The sequence below is a fragment of the Vibrio sp. YQ_11 genome, assembly GCF_043103065.1.
Classification (GTDB): Bacteria; Pseudomonadota; Gammaproteobacteria; order Enterobacterales; family Vibrionaceae; genus Vibrio; species Vibrio parahaemolyticus.
Window position 1 is genome coordinate 12,945 of sequence record NZ_JBICJM010000010.1, and the last position, 21,389, is coordinate 34,333.

General features: G+C 46.1%; 21 protein-coding genes and 1 pseudogene. 7 read left to right on the forward strand and 15 right to left on the reverse strand.

Features of this window, described 5'->3' with window-relative positions; genetic code table 11:
* The first annotated feature begins 164 nt into the window (after window positions 1–164).
* The gene (locus ACF8EG_RS07225; RefSeq protein WP_005457963.1) at window positions 165–842 is read left to right on the forward strand and encodes a response regulator transcription factor; all 678 of its coding nucleotides are present in this window, start codon (window positions 165–167) and stop codon (window positions 840–842) included.
* Window positions 839–2,128 (forward strand): HAMP domain-containing sensor histidine kinase, encoded by a 1,290-nt coding sequence (locus tag ACF8EG_RS07230; RefSeq protein WP_042765777.1) that lies wholly within the window; start codon window positions 839–841, stop codon window positions 2,126–2,128. Before ACF8EG_RS07225 ends, ACF8EG_RS07230 begins: the two co-directional genes overlap by 4 nt.
* 95 nt (window positions 2,129–2,223) lie before the next feature.
* Here the strand turns inward: ACF8EG_RS07230 and ACF8EG_RS07235 are convergent, their stop codons facing one another.
* Window positions 2,224–3,462, reverse strand: a complete 1,239-nt coding sequence (locus ACF8EG_RS07235) for a leucine-rich repeat-containing protein kinase family protein (RefSeq protein WP_069504635.1) — start codon at window positions 3,460–3,462, stop codon at window positions 2,224–2,226.
* 280 nt (window positions 3,463–3,742) lie between these two features.
* Between ACF8EG_RS07235 and ACF8EG_RS07240 the strand changes: the two genes are divergently transcribed.
* On the forward strand, window positions 3,743–4,639 hold the full coding sequence (locus ACF8EG_RS07240) for a 1-aminocyclopropane-1-carboxylate deaminase/D-cysteine desulfhydrase (protein ID WP_069504739.1): 897 nt from the start codon (window positions 3,743–3,745) through the stop codon (window positions 4,637–4,639).
* Window positions 4,640–4,678: 39 nt separating this feature from the next.
* Here ACF8EG_RS07240 and ACF8EG_RS07245 read toward each other — a convergent pair whose 3' ends face one another.
* Window positions 4,679–5,221, reverse strand: a complete 543-nt coding sequence (locus ACF8EG_RS07245) for a hydrolase (RefSeq protein WP_005457944.1) — start codon at window positions 5,219–5,221, stop codon at window positions 4,679–4,681.
* Between the two features lie 150 nt (window positions 5,222–5,371).
* The gene (locus ACF8EG_RS07250; RefSeq protein ID WP_005376746.1) at window positions 5,372–6,232 is read right to left on the reverse strand and encodes a LysR family transcriptional regulator; all 861 of its coding nucleotides are present in this window, start codon (window positions 6,230–6,232) and stop codon (window positions 5,372–5,374) included.
* A gap of 99 nt (window positions 6,233–6,331) precedes the next feature.
* On the opposite strand from ACF8EG_RS07250, the gene ACF8EG_RS07255 reads away from it, so the two are divergent.
* Both ACF8EG_RS07255 and ACF8EG_RS07260 read left to right on the forward strand, forming a co-directional pair.
* Window positions 6,332–7,396, forward strand: a complete 1,065-nt coding sequence (locus ACF8EG_RS07255) for an HlyD family secretion protein (protein ID WP_005376744.1) — start codon at window positions 6,332–6,334, stop codon at window positions 7,394–7,396.
* A 9-nt stretch (window positions 7,397–7,405) separates the two neighbouring features.
* Window positions 7,406–8,425 carry a DUF2955 domain-containing protein gene (locus ACF8EG_RS07260; protein WP_206926087.1) on the forward strand — a complete coding sequence of 340 codons (1,020 nt, stop codon included), beginning with the start codon at window positions 7,406–7,408 and terminating at the stop codon, window positions 8,423–8,425.
* Between the two features lie 89 nt (window positions 8,426–8,514).
* On the opposite strand, the gene ACF8EG_RS07265 is transcribed toward ACF8EG_RS07260, so the two are convergent.
* From ACF8EG_RS07265 to ACF8EG_RS07275, 3 genes are all read right to left on the reverse strand, one after another.
* The gene (locus tag ACF8EG_RS07265; protein WP_005481684.1) at window positions 8,515–9,543 is read right to left on the reverse strand and encodes a methionine synthase; all 1,029 of its coding nucleotides are present in this window, start codon (window positions 9,541–9,543) and stop codon (window positions 8,515–8,517) included.
* A gap of 30 nt (window positions 9,544–9,573) precedes the next feature.
* Window positions 9,574–10,548: a DUF1852 domain-containing protein gene (locus ACF8EG_RS07270; RefSeq protein WP_005457949.1), complete on the reverse strand. Its 975-nt coding sequence runs from the start codon at window positions 10,546–10,548 to the stop codon at window positions 9,574–9,576.
* A gap of 328 nt (window positions 10,549–10,876) precedes the next feature.
* Complete coding sequence (locus tag ACF8EG_RS07275; protein ID WP_069504637.1) at window positions 10,877–11,791, reverse strand: GlxA family transcriptional regulator; 915 nt, start codon at window positions 11,789–11,791, stop codon at window positions 10,877–10,879.
* 110 nt (window positions 11,792–11,901) lie between these two features.
* Between ACF8EG_RS07275 and ACF8EG_RS07280 the strand changes: the two genes are divergently transcribed.
* On the forward strand, window positions 11,902–12,426 hold the full coding sequence (locus tag ACF8EG_RS07280) for a cysteine hydrolase family protein (RefSeq protein WP_031853742.1): 525 nt from the start codon (window positions 11,902–11,904) through the stop codon (window positions 12,424–12,426).
* A gap of 121 nt (window positions 12,427–12,547) precedes the next feature.
* Here the strand turns inward: ACF8EG_RS07280 and ACF8EG_RS07285 are convergent, their stop codons facing one another.
* The 9 genes and pseudogenes from ACF8EG_RS07285 to ACF8EG_RS07325 all read right to left on the reverse strand — a co-directional run.
* Window positions 12,548–13,267, reverse strand: coding sequence for an ABC transporter ATP-binding protein (locus ACF8EG_RS07285; RefSeq protein ID WP_079858803.1), 720 nt, complete (start codon window positions 13,265–13,267; stop codon window positions 12,548–12,550).
* A gap of 22 nt (window positions 13,268–13,289) precedes the next feature.
* Window positions 13,290–14,573 (reverse strand): ABC transporter permease, encoded by a 1,284-nt coding sequence (locus ACF8EG_RS07290; protein WP_069504641.1) that lies wholly within the window; start codon window positions 14,571–14,573, stop codon window positions 13,290–13,292.
* A gap of 2 nt (window positions 14,574–14,575) precedes the next feature.
* Entirely contained in the window at window positions 14,576–15,790 is a 1,215-nt protein-coding gene (locus ACF8EG_RS07295) for an ABC transporter permease (RefSeq protein ID WP_069504643.1), read from the reverse strand.
* Entirely contained in the window at window positions 15,787–17,058 is a 1,272-nt protein-coding gene (locus ACF8EG_RS07300; protein ID WP_069504645.1) for a TolC family protein, read from the reverse strand. The genes ACF8EG_RS07295 and ACF8EG_RS07300 overlap by 4 nt, the downstream gene beginning before the upstream one ends.
* Window positions 17,051–18,184, reverse strand: coding sequence for an efflux RND transporter periplasmic adaptor subunit (locus ACF8EG_RS07305; protein WP_025558271.1), 1,134 nt, complete (start codon window positions 18,182–18,184; stop codon window positions 17,051–17,053). Before ACF8EG_RS07305 ends, ACF8EG_RS07300 begins: the two co-directional genes overlap by 8 nt.
* A 227-nt stretch (window positions 18,185–18,411) precedes the next feature.
* The gene (locus ACF8EG_RS07310; protein ID WP_079858800.1) at window positions 18,412–18,972 is read right to left on the reverse strand and encodes a GNAT family N-acetyltransferase; all 561 of its coding nucleotides are present in this window, start codon (window positions 18,970–18,972) and stop codon (window positions 18,412–18,414) included.
* Between the two features lie 3 nt (window positions 18,973–18,975).
* Window positions 18,976–19,401: a GNAT family N-acetyltransferase gene (locus ACF8EG_RS07315; RefSeq protein ID WP_062854302.1), complete on the reverse strand. Its 426-nt coding sequence runs from the start codon at window positions 19,399–19,401 to the stop codon at window positions 18,976–18,978.
* A gap of 19 nt (window positions 19,402–19,420) precedes the next feature.
* Window positions 19,421–20,176 (reverse strand): class I SAM-dependent methyltransferase, encoded by a 756-nt coding sequence (locus ACF8EG_RS07320; protein ID WP_069504647.1) that lies wholly within the window; start codon window positions 20,174–20,176, stop codon window positions 19,421–19,423.
* 25 nt (window positions 20,177–20,201) lie between these two features.
* Window positions 20,202–20,414 (reverse strand): annotated as a pseudogene (locus tag ACF8EG_RS07325) (class I SAM-dependent methyltransferase); the annotation flags it as partial.
* A 399-nt stretch (window positions 20,415–20,813) separates the two neighbouring features.
* Between ACF8EG_RS07325 and ACF8EG_RS07330 the strand changes: the two are divergent.
* Entirely contained in the window at window positions 20,814–21,347 is a 534-nt protein-coding gene (locus tag ACF8EG_RS07330) for a hypothetical protein (RefSeq protein ID WP_017448384.1), read from the forward strand.
* The last annotated feature ends 42 nt before the right edge of the window (window positions 21,348–21,389 follow it).

Genomic DNA, 21,389 nt, shown 5'->3' on the forward strand with positions numbered 1-21,389 from the left:
ATCAGTATTGATAGATATAAATAAACAGGTACAACTGTATTTAAGTTAGACATTGAAAACCGACACAAAGGTGAGAAAATCATTGTCGACAACTTTTTCACACCTATAGTGAATAATGTTCGTTAAGATCAACATTCGAATTTATCGAGATTGGATAAGAATAAATGAAACGTGTACTTTTGGTAGAAGATAATCGTGAAATAGCGGGAATGTTGTTCGATTATTTTGAGTGTGCTGGCATGCAGCTGGATTATGCCGACAACGGTGAGCTAGGCTTAAAGCTGGCGATGGATAATGCGTTTGACATCATTTTGCTCGACCTCATGCTGCCGCGCATGGATGGCCTAACACTGTGCAACAAGCTGCGCGATGCGGGTAATAACACTCCGGTGTTGATGTTGACAGCACTTGATAGCCGAGACGACATGCTCAAAGGCTTCCAACACGGCGCCGACGACTACCTCACCAAACCGTTTGATCTCGATATTCTTGAAGCACGCATGACTGCATTGATTAAACGCTATCGCGGTACGGTTGCATCAACCAAACTCCAGTATGGCGAAGTGTCTATCGATCAAAAAACGCATCAAGCCTACCGTCAAGATAAGCTGTTGGCGTTGAATCCAACCACGTACACTATTCTAGAAATGCTGGTCAAAAATGCCCCCGAAGTTGTGACGCGTGAAGAAATCGCATTCCGCCTATGGCAAGAAAATGAGCCAAACAATGACGTTTTGCGCAGCCACATTTATCAACTGCGCGGTCAACTCGATAAACCCTTTGAAGAACATTTATTGAAAACCATCCCTAAAGTCGGCTTCCGCTTGGAGCCGGGGGCATGATTCGCCGCTTATTTAACAACACACAAAGCTTAACTGGACGCCTCGAACTCTTCTTCCTGTTGGTGTCGATTGTGATTGGTCTGCTGTGCTTCGCACTTGTTAGTGGCGCGTTGTTGTGGTCGGAAGATCGCGTCGGTGAACGACGTATTATGATCGACAAGAAAGAAGCGATTGAGCATTTTAGGCGTCATCCTGGCGACGGAATGATAAAGCTCGATCTGCTAACAACGGCGTACAACGACATCAATCTGATCCCGCCTATCTACCAGCCTTTTTTGCAAGACAAGCAGTACTTTCTCGGTGAAGTCGGTCAAGAGCCGAACACCAGAATGATTTACATGAGCACTTTTAACCAAAATGGCGAAGAGCACCCTATCATTCTGATTTCACTCATTGATGAAATCGAAATCACCTCAACCGAGTTTGTTTATGTCATCGTAATGGTACTAGCGGTGGTAACGGCGCTTATTCTAATTTTTGGCAGCCTTTTACTGCGCCTATCACAACGTTTGATTGAGCCAGTCAGCGCACTCAAGGTGCAGCTAGACCAACACCAAGGCGATACATCCCAAAAATTCATCGTGCCTGAAGGTTCGGCTAAAGAGTTCCAAACGTTAGCCTCTCAGCTCAATGAATATCGCAGCCAAATCAATCAGGTGATCAAACGCGAGCAAGCTTTTGCGCGATATGCCAGTCATGAACTGAGAACGCCACTAACGGTGATGAAAGGATCGAGCAGCCTGCTAGCCAGAAGCCCAAGCACGCCGTTTCAAGAGCGTCAGATTGGCCGTATTCAAGATGCTACTCAGCAGATGTCGACCATGGTTGATGCTTTGTTGGGTTTGGTGCGATATGAACGCAACACAGACGACAGCCCCGTTCGAACCATCTCAGAGCAAGAGCTTCACAACATCGTTGCTCTTAGCCAAGCGCAAGCCGATGAAAAGTCGTTGGAATTTAATGTACAGATATTGGGCCATCCGCAAACCAAAGCGACCACTGCAGTGCTTAACATTACGTTGAGTAACTTAATTCGCAACGGCATTGCAGCCACGTCAGCAGGAACGATTCATATCACCATGACCGATACCACACTGTCGGTGAGAGATGAAGGTGAAGGCTTCTCTTCCGTGCCAGATGCCGAAGGCCATGGTTTGGGGCTCATGATTGTGGATGACTTATGCCGACGCTATGGCTGGCAATTCACTATTGATACACATTCTGAGGGTGGATGTGAGGCTGTGATTGACCTTTCGTCAGAGCATCATGAGGCTTGCTCAGAGTAACTTCCTCAGCACTAGATTCAATCAAGAGGTATCTCATTTGCTCAGTATCAAAACGGGCGGTTCGATACCTCTTTCTTATTCGATTGAATGAAATCTTATGCCGCAAGCGCAACTAGTCGTTCGAATGCTTGCGATGCCGATTCCGACGCTTCGCACACAGAAAACACATCTTCGATAAAGTACTTCAACGCTCTGGATTCAATGGCTCTGATTGCAGCTTGCTGCTCGCCCGATAAATAGCCGTAAATGCTCGCCGCGCCAAAGTCACCGAAGATCATCTCCCCTTGCTCGTTCACCAACGTATTGTGCGCATACAAATCACCATGACACACCTTGTTGTCGTGTAAGTGATTAAATACGTCCACCATCTGCTCAACAATAGAATTCATTTGCTCGATTGTCAGCGTAAACCCTTGTGGGAACGTATCCCGGGTGCAGGTTTCCAACGTTGGCGGTAAACCCAAGTTGTAGTAACTGTTTGGAATCAGCTCCATCACCAACGCAAGCTCTTTACCGTCATCCACTTGCGCGATGGATTTCACTAAGTTGTTGTGATGCCCAGCTTGCAAACACGCTTCAAGTTCATCATGAGGGTAACCGTCACTGGTGACCTCGCCCTTGAACACTTTTACCGCAACTTCACTCGGGAAGTCGTATTGAGCATCAATCCAGTTAGCATGAGAAATCACGCCACTTGCCCCTTGGCCGAGAACATGGTTAAGCGAGTAACTGTTTGAGGTCACTTTCGGCACACTGTTTAGCGAAGATGGGTGTTTGCAGAATGGATTACCTGCAAAAGCAAACCATGCCAATTTAGGTAGCTTCATCAACACATCCGGAAAGTGCTCTAGCTGGTTCGCAGAGAGACGAATCAGTTCCAAATTAACTAAGTTTTCCATGCTACTTGGCAGTAGTTTGATGCGATTCCCCGCCAGTGCAAGCTTTCTTAAGCGCGGCCTTTCACCCAGACTGTTTGGCAGCGTTTCAATCTCGTTGTCAGTCAGGATCAGCCAACGTAACTGACTTGGTAGTGAGGCTTCACTCACCACTTTGATCTTGTTGGTTTTAAACCCAACCATCTCAAGGTTTGGCAGCTTGCCCAATACCTCTGGTAAATGGGTGAACTGATTATTGGAAGCAAAAATGATTTTTAGTTTGGTCAGCTGTTCCACTTCTTGTGGCAAATCTGACAGTGCGTTGCCGGATAAATCTAACACTTCAAGCGAGTCTGCAAGCTCTAAAATTTCCATAGGGAACTCAGTTAGCCCTTCAGCCAACTTCAGTTGTTTAATTCCTACTAATTGTCCTGTTTTTAATTGTTCTAGAGTCTGCAAAACTAAGCCTTCTGATTGAATGGAAATAAGCGGAGTAGTGTACGTGGCTTGAGGTAGAAAGGCGAGTCATGGGGTGGAATAGCATGGAATCAAAGTAACCAAAGGATAGAAGTGAAACCATTGCAATGGTATTACAGCACCGGTGAGTGCGAGTCAAAACATCAGGAATAACCGAAATGGTTGTACTGAAACACAGACTTTTTATCTGGGTTTAATGGCGTTACACTACGCGCCCTTTTTAAATGGCAAAGGTGACACGGTTTATTCCGTCAGCATCGACATGAAACTCTCAGAAAGTCCTATCACCCAACATAGCTTTAATGGGCACAAATTTTTCCTTAAACGTGACGACATGCTCCACTCTCACTTTTCTGGGAACAAAGCACGTAAGTTTATGACGTTAATGGAAGAGCAAAATCCCAACATCACCACGTTAATAAGCTTTGGCTCCGCTCAATCTAATGCCATGTACTCGCTAGCGGCTCTCGCCCAGATTAAAGGTTGGGCATTTGAGTTTTATGTTCATCACATTCCATCTTGGCTAAAAAGCTCCCCCATCGGAAACTATCGCGGCGCTCTCGATTTGGGTATGAAAATCACCGCCATGCAAGACATCGGTAGCGAACTTCACCCTAGTGAATACATCCACCAGGTACGAAGAGTAGATGAGTCGACATTGCTGATTCCAGAGGGTGGACGTTCCCACCTCGCTGAAGCTGGCATCAAACAGTTAGCACGAGAAATTCTTGATTGGACGCGATTGAGAGGTAAAGAGCAGTTTACGGTCGCCCTGCCATCAGGTACTGGCACGACGGCTTTATATCTTCATAAACATTTAAGCCCACACGGCATAGAAGTGCTAACTTGCCCTTGCGTAGGCGATGCAGATTACTTAACTGAGCAGTTCAACCAGCTCGGTGAAAACAGCCACCCAACCATTTTAACCGTGCGCAACAAACACCATTTTGGTCGCTTGTACGAAGAAGATTACATCACATGGAAAGCACTCTTTGAGCAAACCGACCTCGAATTTGACCTGTTATACGACCCGTATATGTGGCAATGCCTCACCCCTTGGTTGGAAGAGAACACAGATAAAACGGTGATTTATATTCACCAAGGCGGGTTACTTGGCAACGAGTCGATGTTGCCAAGATATCAACGAGAATTTGAATAGCGTGTTCAAATAAAGTTGTTGCTGATTACAGTGATTCCACTATTTGATGAGCGCCAGAATTTCTTTGAATTCAGGTGCTCGGCAATCTTCGACCATTTCATACAAACACATTTCTAACCCAGTGAGCACCACACCGTTAGCGGTTAACTTCGCAAGAGCGAGCGCTTTATTGGCAGCGGTTCGGGAAGAGACACAATCCGTGACTAATTCAACGCGATAACCGGACTGGCGCAGAGAAACCGCGGTTTGATAGACGCAAATGTGGGATTCAATACCGCAAACCAACCAGGTATCAACTTTCGCGTTCTCCACCGCGACCTTAAACGTCGCCTCTTTGCAACCATCAAACGTGTACTTGGTAATAGGTAAATGCGTGCTTTCAAGCACTTCACGAATCGGCTCCGCGGTTGGGCCCAACCTTTCTGGATTCTGTTCTAGCCACAGAATAGGCAAATCTAGTGCTTTGGCACCCTTTACCAGTTTCGTGATATTTTCAATCAGTGCGTCGCTTTCATGCATTAATGTAGCGAGTTTGCCCTGAACATCCACCACAATCAGGCCCGTGTTTCCTTTCGATAACATTTCCATCTCCTATCTTGTGCGACCACAAACCATACTCAACAAGTTGAACAACAGTTAATGTATCAGAACCCTTTCATGTTAGAGCAATAAAACCTAGAAAGATGACCTTCGCTCACACATTTGCCCTTAGGTAAGGGTGGTTTGAACTGACTATTTAAATTTCTCTCGAATTAGCTCAATCAAGGCTTTGACTTTATTGGGCAGAAATAAGGCCGAGGGATAAATCAGAGTAAGATGCTGCTTCGGATGCGCAAATTGAGGCAGCACCTCGACCAACAAACCATCTCGCAATGCAGGCTTGGAATGAATTTGTGGAATAAACGCGATGCCGTTTCCTGCTATCGCCATCGAGCGCAGCAAGTTGAGGTCATCCGAACGCAACGCCACATGCAGATCTGAATCGAGCAAATCGGCATTGTAACGATTAGTTAAAAGGCGATGCTGCTTAAGATCTTCCACCGTTTTTACTGGCGGATGCGATTCTAGATAGGCTTTTGACGCAACAAAGTGACTACGATAAGGCAAAAGACTGAACTGCACATAGCTGTCATCGGTGACTTTGACCACGCTAGGAAGAAGCTGCAAATCAAACGATTGACGCTTAAGATCGACACTCTCTTGATGGTTTTCAATCTCGACCGAAATCTCCGGATACCGCGTTGTGTACTCGGTGATGATCGCGTTAAACGCGGCAGAGCTCATCAATGCGGAAGGAATGGCTAAACGCACCTTGCCCGTTAGCTCTTGTTGATATTCATGCATGGCATTTAAACCTTGCTGAATATGGTCAATAGGCTGCCCCACCAACTCAAACAAGCGTTTCCCGTGCTCCGTCAACTCAATGCTGCGTGTTGTGCGGATCAAAAGCTGTACCCCGAGTGATTTCTCTAATTCTTGCAGGCGACGACTCACTTTTGAGCGTTGTAGTTGATTCGCCTCTGCCGCCGCACTTATACCGCCGTGAACCACCGTCTGAGTGAATAGGTAAATATCATCAAAACTAACGTTCATTGTCCTACTTTTAGGTCATTTATGTTCGTATTATCATTCTACTGAATTGTGAGTGACTTCTCTATAATCCGCTATCCAATATGTTTAACGGAACTTGTAATGACGGCTGACCAAAAATTCAAACACTGGATGCGAACTTTGATTGTCCTGTTCATCGTACTATTTTTGTACATTATCATTGCTGACCGCCACGCTCCCTTAACGACCGAAGGACGAGTACAAGGATACGTTGTCCAAGTCGCGCCCGAGGTATCTGGCAAAGTGACTGACGTTCTCATCGAAAATAACCAGTCCGTTCAAAAAGGCGATGTGTTGTTTACGATTGATGATCGTAAATACAAGATAGCGCTTGAACAGGCGGAGCTGTCTCTGCAGTCCGCTTATGAAAAAGAAGCAACGCTGTATTCTCAACGCGAAGCCGCTCTTGCCAATATTGCCCGCGCACAAGCGACATTTGATAATGCACACCGCGAGTACAACCGCTTACTGACGTTATCGAAACAGAAAGTCATCTCTCAATCGACACTCGATAATGCCTTTGCCCAAAATCAGGTATCACGTGCAGCGCTTAAAGCGGAACGACAAAACTTAAAAGTCATTGAGGCGCAATTAGGCGATCAAAAAGGTCAAAGCACCGCCGTTCGAATTGCCAAAAACGGCATCGAAAAGGCGCAACTTGATTTGGCAAATACCGCGGTACTCGCTCCCAGTGATGGTGTCGTGACCAACCTTCAACTAGAAGTGGGCACAATGGCAAACACCAACATGCCACTGCTGACATTTGTACCAACAGGATCACTCTGGGTAGCCGCTGATTTTCGTGAAAAATCCGTCGCGAACGTAGACAAGACTTTCCACGCCTTGGTCACATTTGATGCCAACCCAGGTTCGGTGTACGACTTTGATTTAGCTAGCCGCGATTACGGTGTAGCAGCCGCACAACAAACGCCTAATGGCGCACTAACCAAAGTGGAAGTCAACAACCGCTGGGTACGTGATGCGCAGCGTACACGAGTGAACCTAACCAGCAGCGAAGAGTTACCACCAGCACTGTTTGTCGGCTCTCGCGCTACCATTGTTTTGTACCCAGACAACAGCATTTTCTGGCAGTTGATGGCGCAAGCACAGATTCACCTCGCAAGCTGGTTCCACTTCATTTACTAGGCGGCGACAATGAAAACCTTACGAATTTGGTTCGGCTGCTCTTTAGGGCTCGCGCTAAGCATGATCTTCGGTTGGTCTTACGGATTTTTTGCCATCATGATGCCGCTGTTTATATTGGGCAGAATGGACAACTTTAATCTTTCGGCTTTATTGATCGTGTTTTTCTCTGCGGTGTGGACAACCATACAAGCCACATTTTTGCTGGAATACTTGCAGTTTCATCCAACATTAATGACCGTTGCCGTCGGAATTATGATGCTGTTCAAGTGCATTGCAATGATGAACCAGAAAACCTATTTGTTTGGTTACATGGGATTGTTGGTGGGTTCAATTGTGTTGAACTTTGCCAGCTATAACTTCATGGATATTGAAGAGTTCAACGTCAACATGTGGGTGATGGCGTTCAGCAATATTTTTGTTTGCGCATTCGCGTATTGGTTGTTCCCGGAGCCAAAATCCCCCGCCGAGCACATTGAGATGTCGACCCCAGTAAAAAGCGATATTGACTACATCAGCCAAGTTGCTATGGGTTGGGTAGTGGCGATGGCGGCATTTATCGTATTCCAAGTAGCGGACTTATATGACTCGCTGTCCGCACAAGCTTCCATTTTGATCATCCTAACCCCAATGACTTTAGCGGGCTCGCTCGCCATGGCAAAAATTCGCATCATCGGCACCGCACTAGGCTGCATCGCAGGGATGGCTGTTCAGCTGATATTGGGCAGTTGGTATGGGCATGGGCTACTCTTTTGGCTCGCCTTTACCATTGCTATGGGGCCATTCTGCTCGTGGCTCACCAAAGGGCAAATTAAAGCGGCTATCGCGTTTTCTGCCATGTCTGCCCTATCGGTTCCGCTGACGACCTCATTGGTGCCAGAACAAAAAGACGCGTTCTTTTCGATCTTGTACCGTTTCAGCTCGATTTTCGTTGCGGTTCTGCTCACCGCGATGGTGATGTGGGTAGTGCATCACTGGATTCGTGTAATGTTGCTAAAGCATCCTGAAGTTCGACAGCTAGAAATGAACTAGCGCGAAGTTACAACGTCTGTTTTAAGAAAAAACCAAGAACCGAGCTCTTGGTTTTTTTGTTTATCTAAAGGGAAAATATTTTGAATAACTTAAGCAGACAGCTCTCTACGAACAATCTCCGCTCCCGCACTTAGCGCATTGAGCTTAGCGGTTGATACTTCACGAGACAAAGGCGCCATACCACAGTTGGTGCATGGGTAAAGCTTGTCGGCATCAACGTATTTCAATGCCTCTCGCAGTGTATTCGCCACTTCTTCTGGCGTTTCAATTTCGTTGGTTGCAACATCAATCGCACCAACCATCACTTTCTTACCGCGAATCAACTCAAGTAACTCAATAGGCACTCGTGAGTTATGACATTCGAGCGAGATAATATCGATATTCGACTGCTGCAATTTAGGGAATACTTCTTCGTATTGTCGCCATTCAGTGCCTAGCGTTTGCTTCCAATCCGTGTTCGCTTTGATGCCGTAGCCATAGCAGATATGCACCGCCGTTTCACATTTCAGCCCTTCAATCGCACGCTCTAAACATGCAATGCCCCACTCGTTCACATCATCGAAGAACACATTGAACGCAGGCTCATCAAACTGAATGATGTCAACACCTGCCGCTTCAAGCTCTTTCGCTTCTTGATTGAGGATCTTTGCAAATTCCCAAGCCAGCTTTTCACGGCTACCGTAATGATCATCATAAAGCGTATCGATCATCGTCATAGGGCCAGGCAGCGCCCACTTGATAGGTTGCTTAGTTTGCTGACGCAAGAACTTGGCATCTTCAACAAACACGGGCTTTGTGCGGCTTACTGGGCCAACCACAGTCGGAACACTTGCTTCATAACGGTTGCGAATGGTCACCGTTTTGCGGTTTTCAAAATCTACGCCGCTTAAATGCTCAATAAAGGTCGTCACAAAATGTTGGCGAGTTTGCTCGCCATCACTGACGATATCAACGCCTGCCAGTTCTTGTTCTTGCAAAGCGACACGTAGCGCATCGCGTTTGCCATCAATCAGTTCTTCACCTTGCAGTTTCCACGGTGACCAAAGTTTTTCTGGTTCGGCCAGCCAAGAAGGTTTCGGTAAGCTGCCAGCCGTTGAAGTCGGTAATAGTGTTTTCATCGTCATTCCTTTCTAGATTCTCGTTGTCGATTACGCGTAGTTTGCAGACCATTGTTCAAGCACAGATTGATAAGGTTTGATGAAATGCTCCTCGGCAAATTTCCCTTGTTCAATCGCCAGTTGGCTGCGCTCTTCTCGGTCGTAAACGATTTGAGTTAGCGAGTGGTCTAGGTTTTTTAGGTTTGGCTGGTAGCAATTACCGGCAACCGCGTTGGCATTGTAAATCTCAGGTCGGTAAATCTTCTGGAATGTCTCCATCGTGCTTATCGTGCTGATAAGCTCTAGGTTTGAATAATCGTTCAGCAAGTCACCGAAGAAGTAGAATGCCAATGGTGCGACACTGTTTGGTGGCATAAAGTAGCGCACCTGTAAGCCCATCTTTTTGAAGTACTGCTCCGTCAACGAAGATTCGTTCGGCTGATATTCAAAGCCCAAAACAGGATGTTGGTTTTCGGTGCGTCGGTATACCTTGTTGTCCGATACGCTCAAACAAATCACAGGCAGCTTTTTGAAATGCTGTTTGTAAGACTCAGAATTAACGAAAGCTTTGAACAGTTTGCCATGCAAATCACCGAAGTTAGCTGGGATGCTGAAACGGGGCTGGTTTTTGTTGTGGTCCAACAGCAAAACGCTAAAGTCGTAATCACGAACGTATGAAGAGAAGTTGTTGCCCACAATGCCTTCGATGCGCTCGTTAGTGTTGTGGTCAACAATGTTGGTTTTGAGCACTTCAATTGATGGGAAGGCTTCGCCACTGCCTTGGATATCCATATCAACAGAGATGATTTCAAGCTCTACTGAGTAGCGGTCACCTTGCGCATTATCCCAATGTGCCAACGCATTAAAACGATTGTCGATCATTCGGAGTGCATTGCGCAGATTCTCTCGGCGGTAGTTTCCACGAGCCAGATTAGCAAAGTTGGTAGTGATTCGCGTGTTGTCTGATGGTTGGTAATTCTCATCAAAACGAATGCTTTTGATAGCAAATGTGAAATCGTTATTCATCGTGAGTTGGTATCCTATTTCCTTAGATAAAGCAGACTTTTCCTAACTCTGTGCATGGGGATATTTTTGTTTTTTGGTTTTCCCAATCGTTAGGTTGCGCAGCGTTTACGACGAACAGTTCGTACTAAAAACGGTGGTCGCAGTGCCTAACACCAGAGCAGTCCGTTTTTTATACTTGCTTCACGAGTTGAATAATATTGGTATTGTTTCACATTGAACATGAAAGAAATTCATGGTTGGAGAAATGGACCTACGCATACTTCCATTCTTTGCGGTTTCACTTGAAACTCGCAACTTCACCGAGTTGCTCTACATATTCAAACAAGACTCAAGCAAATCGTTTTCTAAACTCTCGCGGAGTTAAACCAATGACGTTTATGAAAACCTTCCTACATGCGCTCGTATCCTCGTAACCAACTTGATGGCTTATAGAATCAAAGGAATGTTGTGTGCTTTCTAACAAATTACATGCGCTCTGAATTCTAAGACGCTGCAAGTATTGATTAGGGTTGTATCCTGTCGCTTTCAAAAATCGTCGTTGCATCGTGCGTTCAGTAAAGTTGGCTTGCTTTGCTAACTGCTTTATGGACAAAGGCTCTGCATAGCGCTGATGCATGATTTGTTGAATGGAAACAATCGCATAATCACCGTGAGAAAACGATGGATGAAACTGTTGGTAGTAGCTCTGCGCTCGCTGAGCGGTATCAATAACTAGCGTTTTTCCAAGCTGACGCACAACACCCGGCGAAGCGTATTTCGCGATCAGCTCAAAGCCAAGGTCTAACCATGACATCATCCCACCCGCCGTTACTATGTCACCGTGATTGATCAATATCTTATTGCTATCTAACGCAATGCTAGGAAAGGCTTGGGAGAATGTTTCCGCCAATGCCCAGTGGGTCGTGACCTCTCTCGAATCGATCAAATTGGTTGCGGCAAGAATGAATACTCCGGCACATGCAGAAGATAACACCGCCCCTTGTGAGTAGTGCGCTTTAAGCCATCGAATCAACGCATCATCAGGAGCTAAGTAGTAATTATCAAGTGACGCAGGTGGCAACAAAACAACCGTTAGTCTTTCTGCGGTTAGGTCTGTATGTGGAATTAAAATCGGCTCAAACACAACCTCAATGTTCTGCTCCTTACATATTCTGTTGGCCAGCAAAAACATCTCTTCAAAGCCATAAACTGCCGACTTCAATACTGAGGGATATTCGCAGATTCCAATCGTTATTTTGATCATCTTAAATTTGTCGTTTTTGACTTCTTTTATGTCATTTTAGACTCTAAAAATAATGCAGCAAGTTACTCATAATTTGACAAGACGAGAACCCAAATCAGCAGGAATTGAACATGAGCAACAGCGCATTACTTGTAATCGATATACAAAACGACTATTTCCCGAATGGCCGATTTCCTTTGTGGAATACCGATGCCACTCTGGACAACATTAAGCAGTTGATGGCGAAAGCCAAAGCACAAGATATCCCGATATTCCTTGTTCAACATGTATCTTCGGCCCCTAAAGGGAAAGCGCATTTCTTTGAGGAAGGCAGTGTTGGTGTGGAGATTCATCCCGACGTCATCTCAATATGTCCTGACGCCGAGATTATTCAAAAACAGCACGCTGACAGTTTTTATCAAACGAACCTCGAACAAGCACTAGAACGGAGCGGCGTAGATGAATTGTTGATCTGTGGAATGATGACGCAAAATTGCGTGACACATACGGCAATTTCAAAAGCAGCGGAAAAATACAACGTTTCCATCATTGAAGATTGTTGTACGACGACCGATCAAATGATTCATAACATTGCTTTAAGTGCGGTATCTATTCGAGTACCTCTATTGGCTTCTTCCGACGTGCTTTTAAAATAAACGCCCAACAGAAAAGTTAACCAGTATTATTTGCCCGTTAGCTCTCATACCAATCGAACTTGGGCAGTTATGGTATCAGCATCCATATCTGCCCAAATTCAAATCATCGATCTTATTTAGCTTAGCCGTGAGAAATTGCGTTCTCCTTCTCTACCGGCGCTCTATCCGAAATCACCTTACCATCTTTGATGGTGATGATGCGTTTAGTGCGCTCTGCCAGAGCGTTATCGTGAGTCACGATGATCAATGTTCTTCCTTCAGCGTGAAGTTGATTGAACAAGGCTTCAATCTCTGCGCCGGATTTTGAATCGAGCGCGCCGGTTGGCTCGTCAGCTAGGATGATTTGCGGATCGTTGACCAAGGCTCTTGCAATCGCAACTCTCTGCTTTTGACCACCAGAAAGCTGGTTTGGTTTATGGTCTAAACGATCCCCTAACCCGACTTGCTCTAGCAATTTAGCTGCGCGCTGGCGACGTTCTTTGGCTTTGATACCAGAGTAAACCAACGGCAGTGCCACGTTATCAAGCGCCGTCGCGTATTCCAATAAGTTAAAGCTTTGGAAGACAAATCCGATCTTTTGGTTACGAATGCCAGCCAGCTCATTCGCACTTAAACTTGCGACGTTTTGGCCGCCAAGTTGGTACTCGCCATCGGTGGGCTTATCTAAACAGCCGAGCATGTTCATCAACGTTGATTTACCCGAACCGGACGGGCCAAGAATCGAAAGAAACTCGCCTTGATTAATGGTTAAGTCAACGCCGTCTAACGCGCGAACTTCCGCCTCCCCACTTGAGTAGTATTTACAGATGTTGGTCAGCTCAACAAGCGGCTTGTTCGACATGTTCTCTCCAGAGTTATTGTTGTTATTCACTTTGTAGCGCCTCCAACGGGCTGACTTTTGCGGCTCGGTTTGCAGGTAACCATGCAGATGCCACACCAATGATCACTAAGGTGAGGATGACAATCGCGACAACGACCCACGACAACTCAGGGACAGGTTTACCCAGTTGTTCATAAAAAGCATTGCCCTCTAAAGGAATGGAACTGATGGCAGACACCAGCGCGTACGTCACGCCTAAGCCAAGCGCGCCCCCCATCATCATTGTCAATAAAGACTGCACTAAATAGTGCATGCGAATAGCCGTTGGGGTTGCACCGACTGCCATGCGCACACCGATATCACGCGTAGATCGCTTTACGGTGGCATACATCACATTGGCAATGCCGACGCCAGCAACAGCTAACGTCACGAAGCCGATAATGCCAAGAAAACTCTGCAAACCTATCAGAAACTGCTGCATACTCTTTTGCTTAAGGAACATATCATCGACTTGGACGACCTGTTCATCACTGACACTTGCCCCGTGTTTACGGGCAATCACTTGCCTGATCGTCTTTGCTAAGGCTTCTCGGTCTACATCGGCTTGTGGTTGCACATTGATGCCACCAATTTCACCGTTGACATGAAATCGCTTCCACGTCGCTAACGGCACAAAGCTGGAATAGTTGATAAGATCCCCCAGCTCTATTTGAGCGCTGTTTTTCTCCAATACGCCCACAACGGTGAACTCCTCATTGCCGATTTTTACCTTTTTCCCCACAGGGTTGACTTGCAATGTGACTGTCGCAAACCAACTAAAGTCCTCATTCGGGTTGAATAAGTCGGCTGCCAGTTCATAACCCAGTACAACGACTTTGCGCGTCTCTTTTTGATCGAGTGGATTTAACCATCGCCCCCCCGCCATAGGCACCAAATTGGTCATGGATTGAAACTCGCTCGTGACCGCTAACGGTTCTTGCCATGAGCTTCTGTCACCAACGGTGATGCGCTCTTTCCACTTCGCAGTTGGCGCAACGCTTTTTACATCGGGTAATGCTCGAACGATCTCTGAATCGCCCATTTTTAATGTCAGAAATTTACCTTGGTGAAAAGCACCGTGGTCGACGGTGGCCATCCCTCCGGTCAAATAAATCAAGTTGCCGTTACCATTTTGTGCGGTTTTCAATACGCCCTGACGAATACCCTCACCTACCGCCAACATAGCAGCGATACAGAGGGTCGCCCACGCTACAGCCAGAATGGTCAAACCCAATCTCAGCTTTTCTGCAGCCATTTCTTGGAAAATTTGTCTCATCGGTAACAACATGACTAGGCCCTCGCACTCAAAGCAATGACTGGCGTGAGACGCGATGCTCGCCTTGCTGGGAAATACGATGCCATCAATGCCAAGACAAGCGTCACAAGTAAAGACCAAGCAATGGAATCTGGCGTGATCACAGGCAAACCAATCCATTCCGGTAATGCCATGCTGCTTAAGACAGATACCACGGCATACGAAAACATCAGACCTAATGCCGTGCCCACGGCTACCAAAATAAGCCCCTCAAGAATAAACTGACTGAGTATGGATTTTTGAGTCGCCCCGATCGCCAAACGCACACCGATTTCACGCGTGCGCTCCGTGACAGATAAAAACATGATGTTGGCAACGCCAAGCGCACCGACCGCCATGGTCATCGCGCCACTCGCTCCGAGAAAAATCTGAATGCCACGCAAAATTCCACTGATGACCGCCGCTCCTTCACTAAAATCGGGTAATTCGACCGCATCTTTATCACTTGGGTCAAAATGAAGCTGCTTGGCGAAAAAGTTCACGATATTTTGTCGAAACGACGGTGCATCCATCCCGTCTCTCGGCTTCATCAATACCATCCAAGGTTTCGCATCCCACAAATCGCGGTACGTTGTTTGAGGAATGAAAACCGTGCGGCTATCGCCGAATGAAATGCCAGTGTCCTCACCAACGGTTATCCCAATCACCAAAAACGGAATGCCGTTGACTTTGAGCCTATCCCCGATTTGGATTCCGCCCATTTGCGCAATTTGATCGCCTAACACTGCCACGCGAGTGTGGTTGTCCATATCACTTGGTGACAGGTTTCTCGAACCGGATTGCAGCTTGCGTTGCATTAAAGGAAAGTAAGACGTATCAATACCGCTGACCGTACTCGATAAGTTCTGTCCTTTGAGATTGGTGATATTCGCCTCCCATTTGGCGTAAACGCTCGACGCCTGTTGCACGAAGCCCGACTGTTTGATCATGTCGACTTTTTCTTGTGGAATATCAATTTGTCGTCTTGAAGGTAACCCTTGCCACGGTTTACTGGTACTCGACGGAAACACCACTTGCACATTGTTGATCATAAAGGAAAACGACTGGGTCTGATGGCGATAAAAGCCTTCGCCAAGTGCGATTAACACCACCACAGAGATCACGCCCCAAGCAATCGCGATAATGGCCAGCACGCTCTTCATGCGGTGCGCCATCAACGTTTGCCAAGTTTGTTGCAATAGACTGCTCATGAATGAAAAGCTCGAGAGATCAACGCCATGGTATCGTCATCGAGTTTCCCTGCGGTTTGCAGTAAGCCGATTCTCTTACGCCAGTAGCTGTACAAGTTGGTTTGCAGACTGTTTTTCGCCTCAAACAAGCTGTTGTGTGCACTGATAACTTCCGACACTTCAAGCAGACCAGCGTCGTAAAGTTTCTCTTTGCTTTGCAACACTCTGGCGCGCGACTCAACCAGCTCGTTCGCTATCAAAACTTGATTCCAGTTGATATCGACCTGAGTAAACTGCTGAATAACTCGTTTCTGAATATCAATTTCCACTCTACGCATATCTTGCTTGGCGCTTAAAATGTTCAACGATGCTTCGTCCACTTTCGCTCGCACTGCACCATTGAGGTCAATCGGCAAACTCAAACTAATCCCAGCGTTAAACTCGCCGTTTGAACGATTGTCACCATCGCTGTAGCCCACACTGCCTTTGACGGTCGGGTAGTATCCACCTTTAGCTGAATCTTTCGCGAACTCGCTCGCTTTCACCATCTGCGCCGCCACCAACAGCTCTGGACTGCTGTCTTTCGCCAGTTTTAGCCATTGCTCCTGAGAGTCCACCAGCATCGGCGGCTGAATCAAAGAATCCGTTCGAATTTGGTCGACACTCTCCGGCATTTGATTGATTAACGCCGCAAGCTCTGCTTTTTTCACTTCGAGATCGGCTTTTGCATTGAGGATACTTGCTTGCTCAGAGACTTGATTCGCTCGCATCTCTTCAACATCAACCGACTTCACTTTGCCTGCTCGATAGCGTTTCTCAATGATGTTGAGAAGTTCCTTCCCCTCCTCCAGCTTGGACTGTGCCAATTTGAGGTCGCCCTGTGCGCTTGCCACATCTAGGTAAGCGGTGAGCAACTTCTGCGCAAGCTCGTTATGTGATTGAGATAGCTCTAACTGTGCTTTGAGATAATTGGCATTCGCTTGATCTAGTTCCGACCATAAACTGCTATCCCAAATAGTTTGAGATAAGGTAGCGCCGTAACTGTTGGAATGGCTTGAAGACTCATTCCAATCCGCTGACGCACTGGCACTTAAACCCGGCAATAACGCACTGCGGCTACTCTGTACGCCAACCTCGCCAAGCTGGGAGCCGATTTTCGCTTTTTCGTAATTAGGATCGTTCTGCTTTGCTTGTTGCCAAGCTTGTTCAATAGAAATTGCGTAGGTCGGCAAACTGAGCGTGGCAGCCAACAATGCAAAGGCGATTTTTGATCGTTGCAGCTTAACCATGCGCCGCTCCCATCATGCTGTTGTCGATAACCTCTTCATCAAGCTCCACGCCGTCAAGCACTTCGACATTGATGCCATCTGACAGACCGAGTTTCACAGGTTGTTTATGAAACCCTTGTTCTGAGCTGTCGGGGATCAGAACATTCGGTGCGTCACCATCAAATTGCAGAGCGCGCTCCGGTAGAGTGAGCACGTTTTCAGACTTCTTCAGAATGATTTGAGCCGTCGATGAAAAACCAGAACGAAGCAATACATCTTGTGGGATCTTGAGTTCTCCCACTTCAACCTCAAAACCGTTATCAAAACTTTTTGCCGAAGCATTGCCCTCTGGTGAGTTGAGGTTCTCAGATTGAATCGCCACTTTGGTTAGCACACCAGAAATCGCCACATCAGGATAAGGCGCAACCGTCAACATAACGGGCATTCCCGGAGACAACTGCGCAGCATCATGCTCACTGACGCTACCTTTAAAAATCAGACTGTTCATGTCGGCCAATGACATCATTTCAGTCGCGGCTTGGCTTGATTGAGTCGAGATGATCGGCTCTCCGACCTCTACTTTCTGGTTGAGTACTGTGCCATCAATTGGCGCGTAGATCGTCGACGTTAAACGCGCATCGCCGATAGACGCCTCACCACTGCGGATGAGTTCGAGATTCTGGCGCTTTTGCAATACGTCCGCTTGCGCAGATTTGACTGCCGAGCGCGCACTTACGTACTCGTCGTAGTTACTTGGAATAATGTCCTGCTTGACCAAGCTTTCTAAGTTGGACAGTTTTTGTTTGGCGGATTCCAGATCGGCTTCGCTACGCATGAGTTCTGCCGATGCATCCGTTAATGCTTGGGGAGTTGGGTTTGGACGCACTTTGATCAGCGGCTGGCCTTGCTTCACCTTTTCACCAACTTTCGCGTAAATTTCACCGACGATACCGTCGATTTGTGACTTAATAGACACAGAGTGTGCAGGGACAATTTTACCAACAGCCACAGCTTGTTTTTCAATCGTGCCTTTTTCCACAATCAATGTAGGCAGCAATTCTGGTTGAGCAGCAGATTGGAGATAGAAATACGTAGCACCGCCGAGCAGCGCGATGCTCACAGCGGAGACAAGCCAACGTTTCGTCATTATTTATTCCAACAATTATTGGGTAGTCTAATGACTACTCCTAAAACACAAAGTTGAAGGAATAATATCCTGCTTTAATAGCGGTTTGGTTGTCACAGTTGGTATGGTTTTGTCAGTCGCCTCTGACAATCAAAGACTAAAAAATCTCGACGAATCATTCAGCAAAGACGCTGTCTACGATGGCGACTAACATGCTCTGTAACCGCTCGTTTCAACCGCCACCCTTTTCATTCTGAACAATGTGCAAAATGGTGCTGTTCTGTATCCTCCAATCGCATATCCATACAGTCTTGCGCCTCACGTCCTAGAGCAGGAAAAACCGCATGCGCTTTTAAAATGCCTTGGCTGATAAAGCCACATTTCTCCAACACACGAATACTCGCGTGGTTGCCAATATGCGGGGTAGTGCGAATGCGCGTTATACCCAAGCTTTGCAGGTAAACAACGCCAAGTTTGCAGGCTTGGGTTGCATAGCCTTTTCCCTGATAGCGAGCAGAAATACCAAAATGGATTTCACTGCTGTCTTGCTCAGGTATCAGCACCAGACAACCAATAGGAGTTTGAGAAGTGAGTTCTTCAATAGCGAAGACTAATAGATTGGGAGACTTTTGATCATATTGAGCGCGCCATCTTTCGATCGCTTCAAGGGTTTGATTAACATTTTGGTGGGCTTGGCGATTGAGGAAGCGGCATGCTTGCTCATCGCCTAAATAGTTTTCAAACAGAGGAGCAGCGTCTGTTGTTTTGAGGTATCTGATTGCCACTTGTTGAGATTCAACTCTCATCATGATTTAGCTCTGATAAACATTCGGTTTCCAGATTTGCATGAAGTTTTCTACTGGAGCAATAGGAGTGAACCCAAACTGTTCGTACAATCCATGAGCATCACGGGTTGCAAGCATCATACGGCGTAAGCCTTGTAGTTCTGGATGAGCAAGAATTTCTGAGATCAACCACTTACTGATGCCTTTACCACGGTGTACCTCCGCAACAAACACATCGGCAAGGTACGCAAACGTGGTGCGATCGGTAATTAACCGAGCAAAAGCAACGAGTTGATTTTCGTCATCCAAAACCGCGAAACAGAACGAATGGCGCAAAGACTTCTCAAAGCGTTCTCTTGGAATACCCTTTCCCCAATAACTGTTTGAAATGAATTGGTAGATAACGTCTAAATCCATGTCATCTAACGACGTGGTAATTCGAAACCCTTGCATTGTATCCCTCAACATTGATTTATATTTTCTCAGCCACACAGACAAGCGAGTTGGCATTCGCCTCAAATGCTTGCGCTGACCAAGACTGGTACTTCTCTATGATTCTGAATCCCGCTTGTTCAAGGAAAACCTCTATGTCTTCCAGCGGACGATATTTTAAATCAATGCTGGAATACTCAATCGTTCCACCTTCAAAATGGCGCTCTTTCTTCAAATACATGATGGACGTTTGCAAGTCATACTCGGCTTTCATACCTAAATAATTCACTTCACCATAAGTTGGAGAAACATAGGTTTGCCACAGCGCCATCTCATGATCCAATTCTAGATTCTCTGGCGTTGGTAACCGCGTATCGAAGACAAATCGCCCACCTTTTTCTAGGTGCTTTGATATTGAGCTCAGTGCGCCTGCCAGCATGTCGTCACTTAAAAAGGCTTGGAATGCATTCCCTGTCATTATGGCTAGGTCAAACTTCTTACCTAACGAAAACTGGGTTGCGTCGAGATGAAGAAAACGTAAGTTACTCCTACTTTTGGCTTTGTCCTTTGCGTGTTTGAGCATCCCTTCAGAAATATCAATGCCAATGGCTTCGTTGAGTTGCTCAGAGACTGGAATCGTGACAATGCCGGAACCACAACAGACATCCAGTACACTTCGAGCATTGGTTTCTTCGATTAACCTTGTGATGAAAGCAATGTCGTGATGGTAATGCTGCTCGTATTGAGCATCGTATTCAATGCCCGACCCGAACTCGGTTAAATCTTGTGTTTTCAAAAACAGTCCTTGTTTGTTACTTATTTCAGCGGTGTGACTTTTTCAGCTCTAGCATCAAGTATCGACACACATAACCAACACCAGATACGTAACCAATCACATTTTCTAGGGAAACCACTTCCAACCCCGCCTGCTGACAGAGTTGTTCAACTTCACATTCGGTATATGCCGTATGCACGACCGATCCACTATAAGTGTTTCGAGGCAAATCTTGTCCATCCGGATCGTGGTATTGAAACATCCATCATTTCCTCCTTGATAACCAGAACGATGCTCGAATGTAACACGCAATACGCACCTAAGCACTTATTAAATGGCTAATTTTTTATGAAACGTAACCGGCTGGTTATTCAGCGCTAACCAGTAGAAATAGATGAAATTTTGAAAAGTATTAGCCCGTAATTCCGATGGGATTTTTAAGTGCATAAAGAGAAAATATGTCCTGATAATCTGTCTTAGATTATTCAGCTAATCTTATTTCCATCATTCTATTCGCTGTATATAAAAACAATATTTAAATTAACATAACAAACCTATCGCTTATTATTTTTCATTTAAATAATGATTCTTATTTTTAATATCAATCTATAATTAAAGTGCTCAAATTCTCATGTTGTATTAACTTGAGGTTTAATTTATGAAACTAACTCCTTATTTAACTGCTGTTGTTTCGGTCAGCTGCGCTTTTGGCGCATTCGCAGCCGATGATTCAAAAGCACTTTTAGAAGATGCACTGAGTGCGGCGCCACCGACTATTCGCGATAAAGTAACGGTGATGGACTGGAACAATAACGTTCTTCAAGAAGGTTCTAGCCAATACACTTGCTTCCCAACGCCACCTCAATTGGAAGGCATTGCTCCAATGTGTATGGATGGTCCTTGGATGGAATGGGCAGACGCTTGGATGAACAAAAAACCTTTCCAAGCCAAAGCATTAGGCATTTCTTACATGTTAGCGGGTGATGGCGGTGCCAGTAACACCGACCCATTTGCAGAAGGGATGACGGACGATAATCAATGGATTGTGGAAGGACCACACTTGATGATTATTACCCCAGACCAAACGTTGCTGGACTCTCTACCAACCGACCCAAGTTATGGTGGCCCATACGTGATGTGGAAAGGCACACCATACGCACACATTATGATTCCCGTTGGAGCGAGAAAATAAAAAGAAAAAATCCGATATTCAGTATTTTGAATATCGGATTTT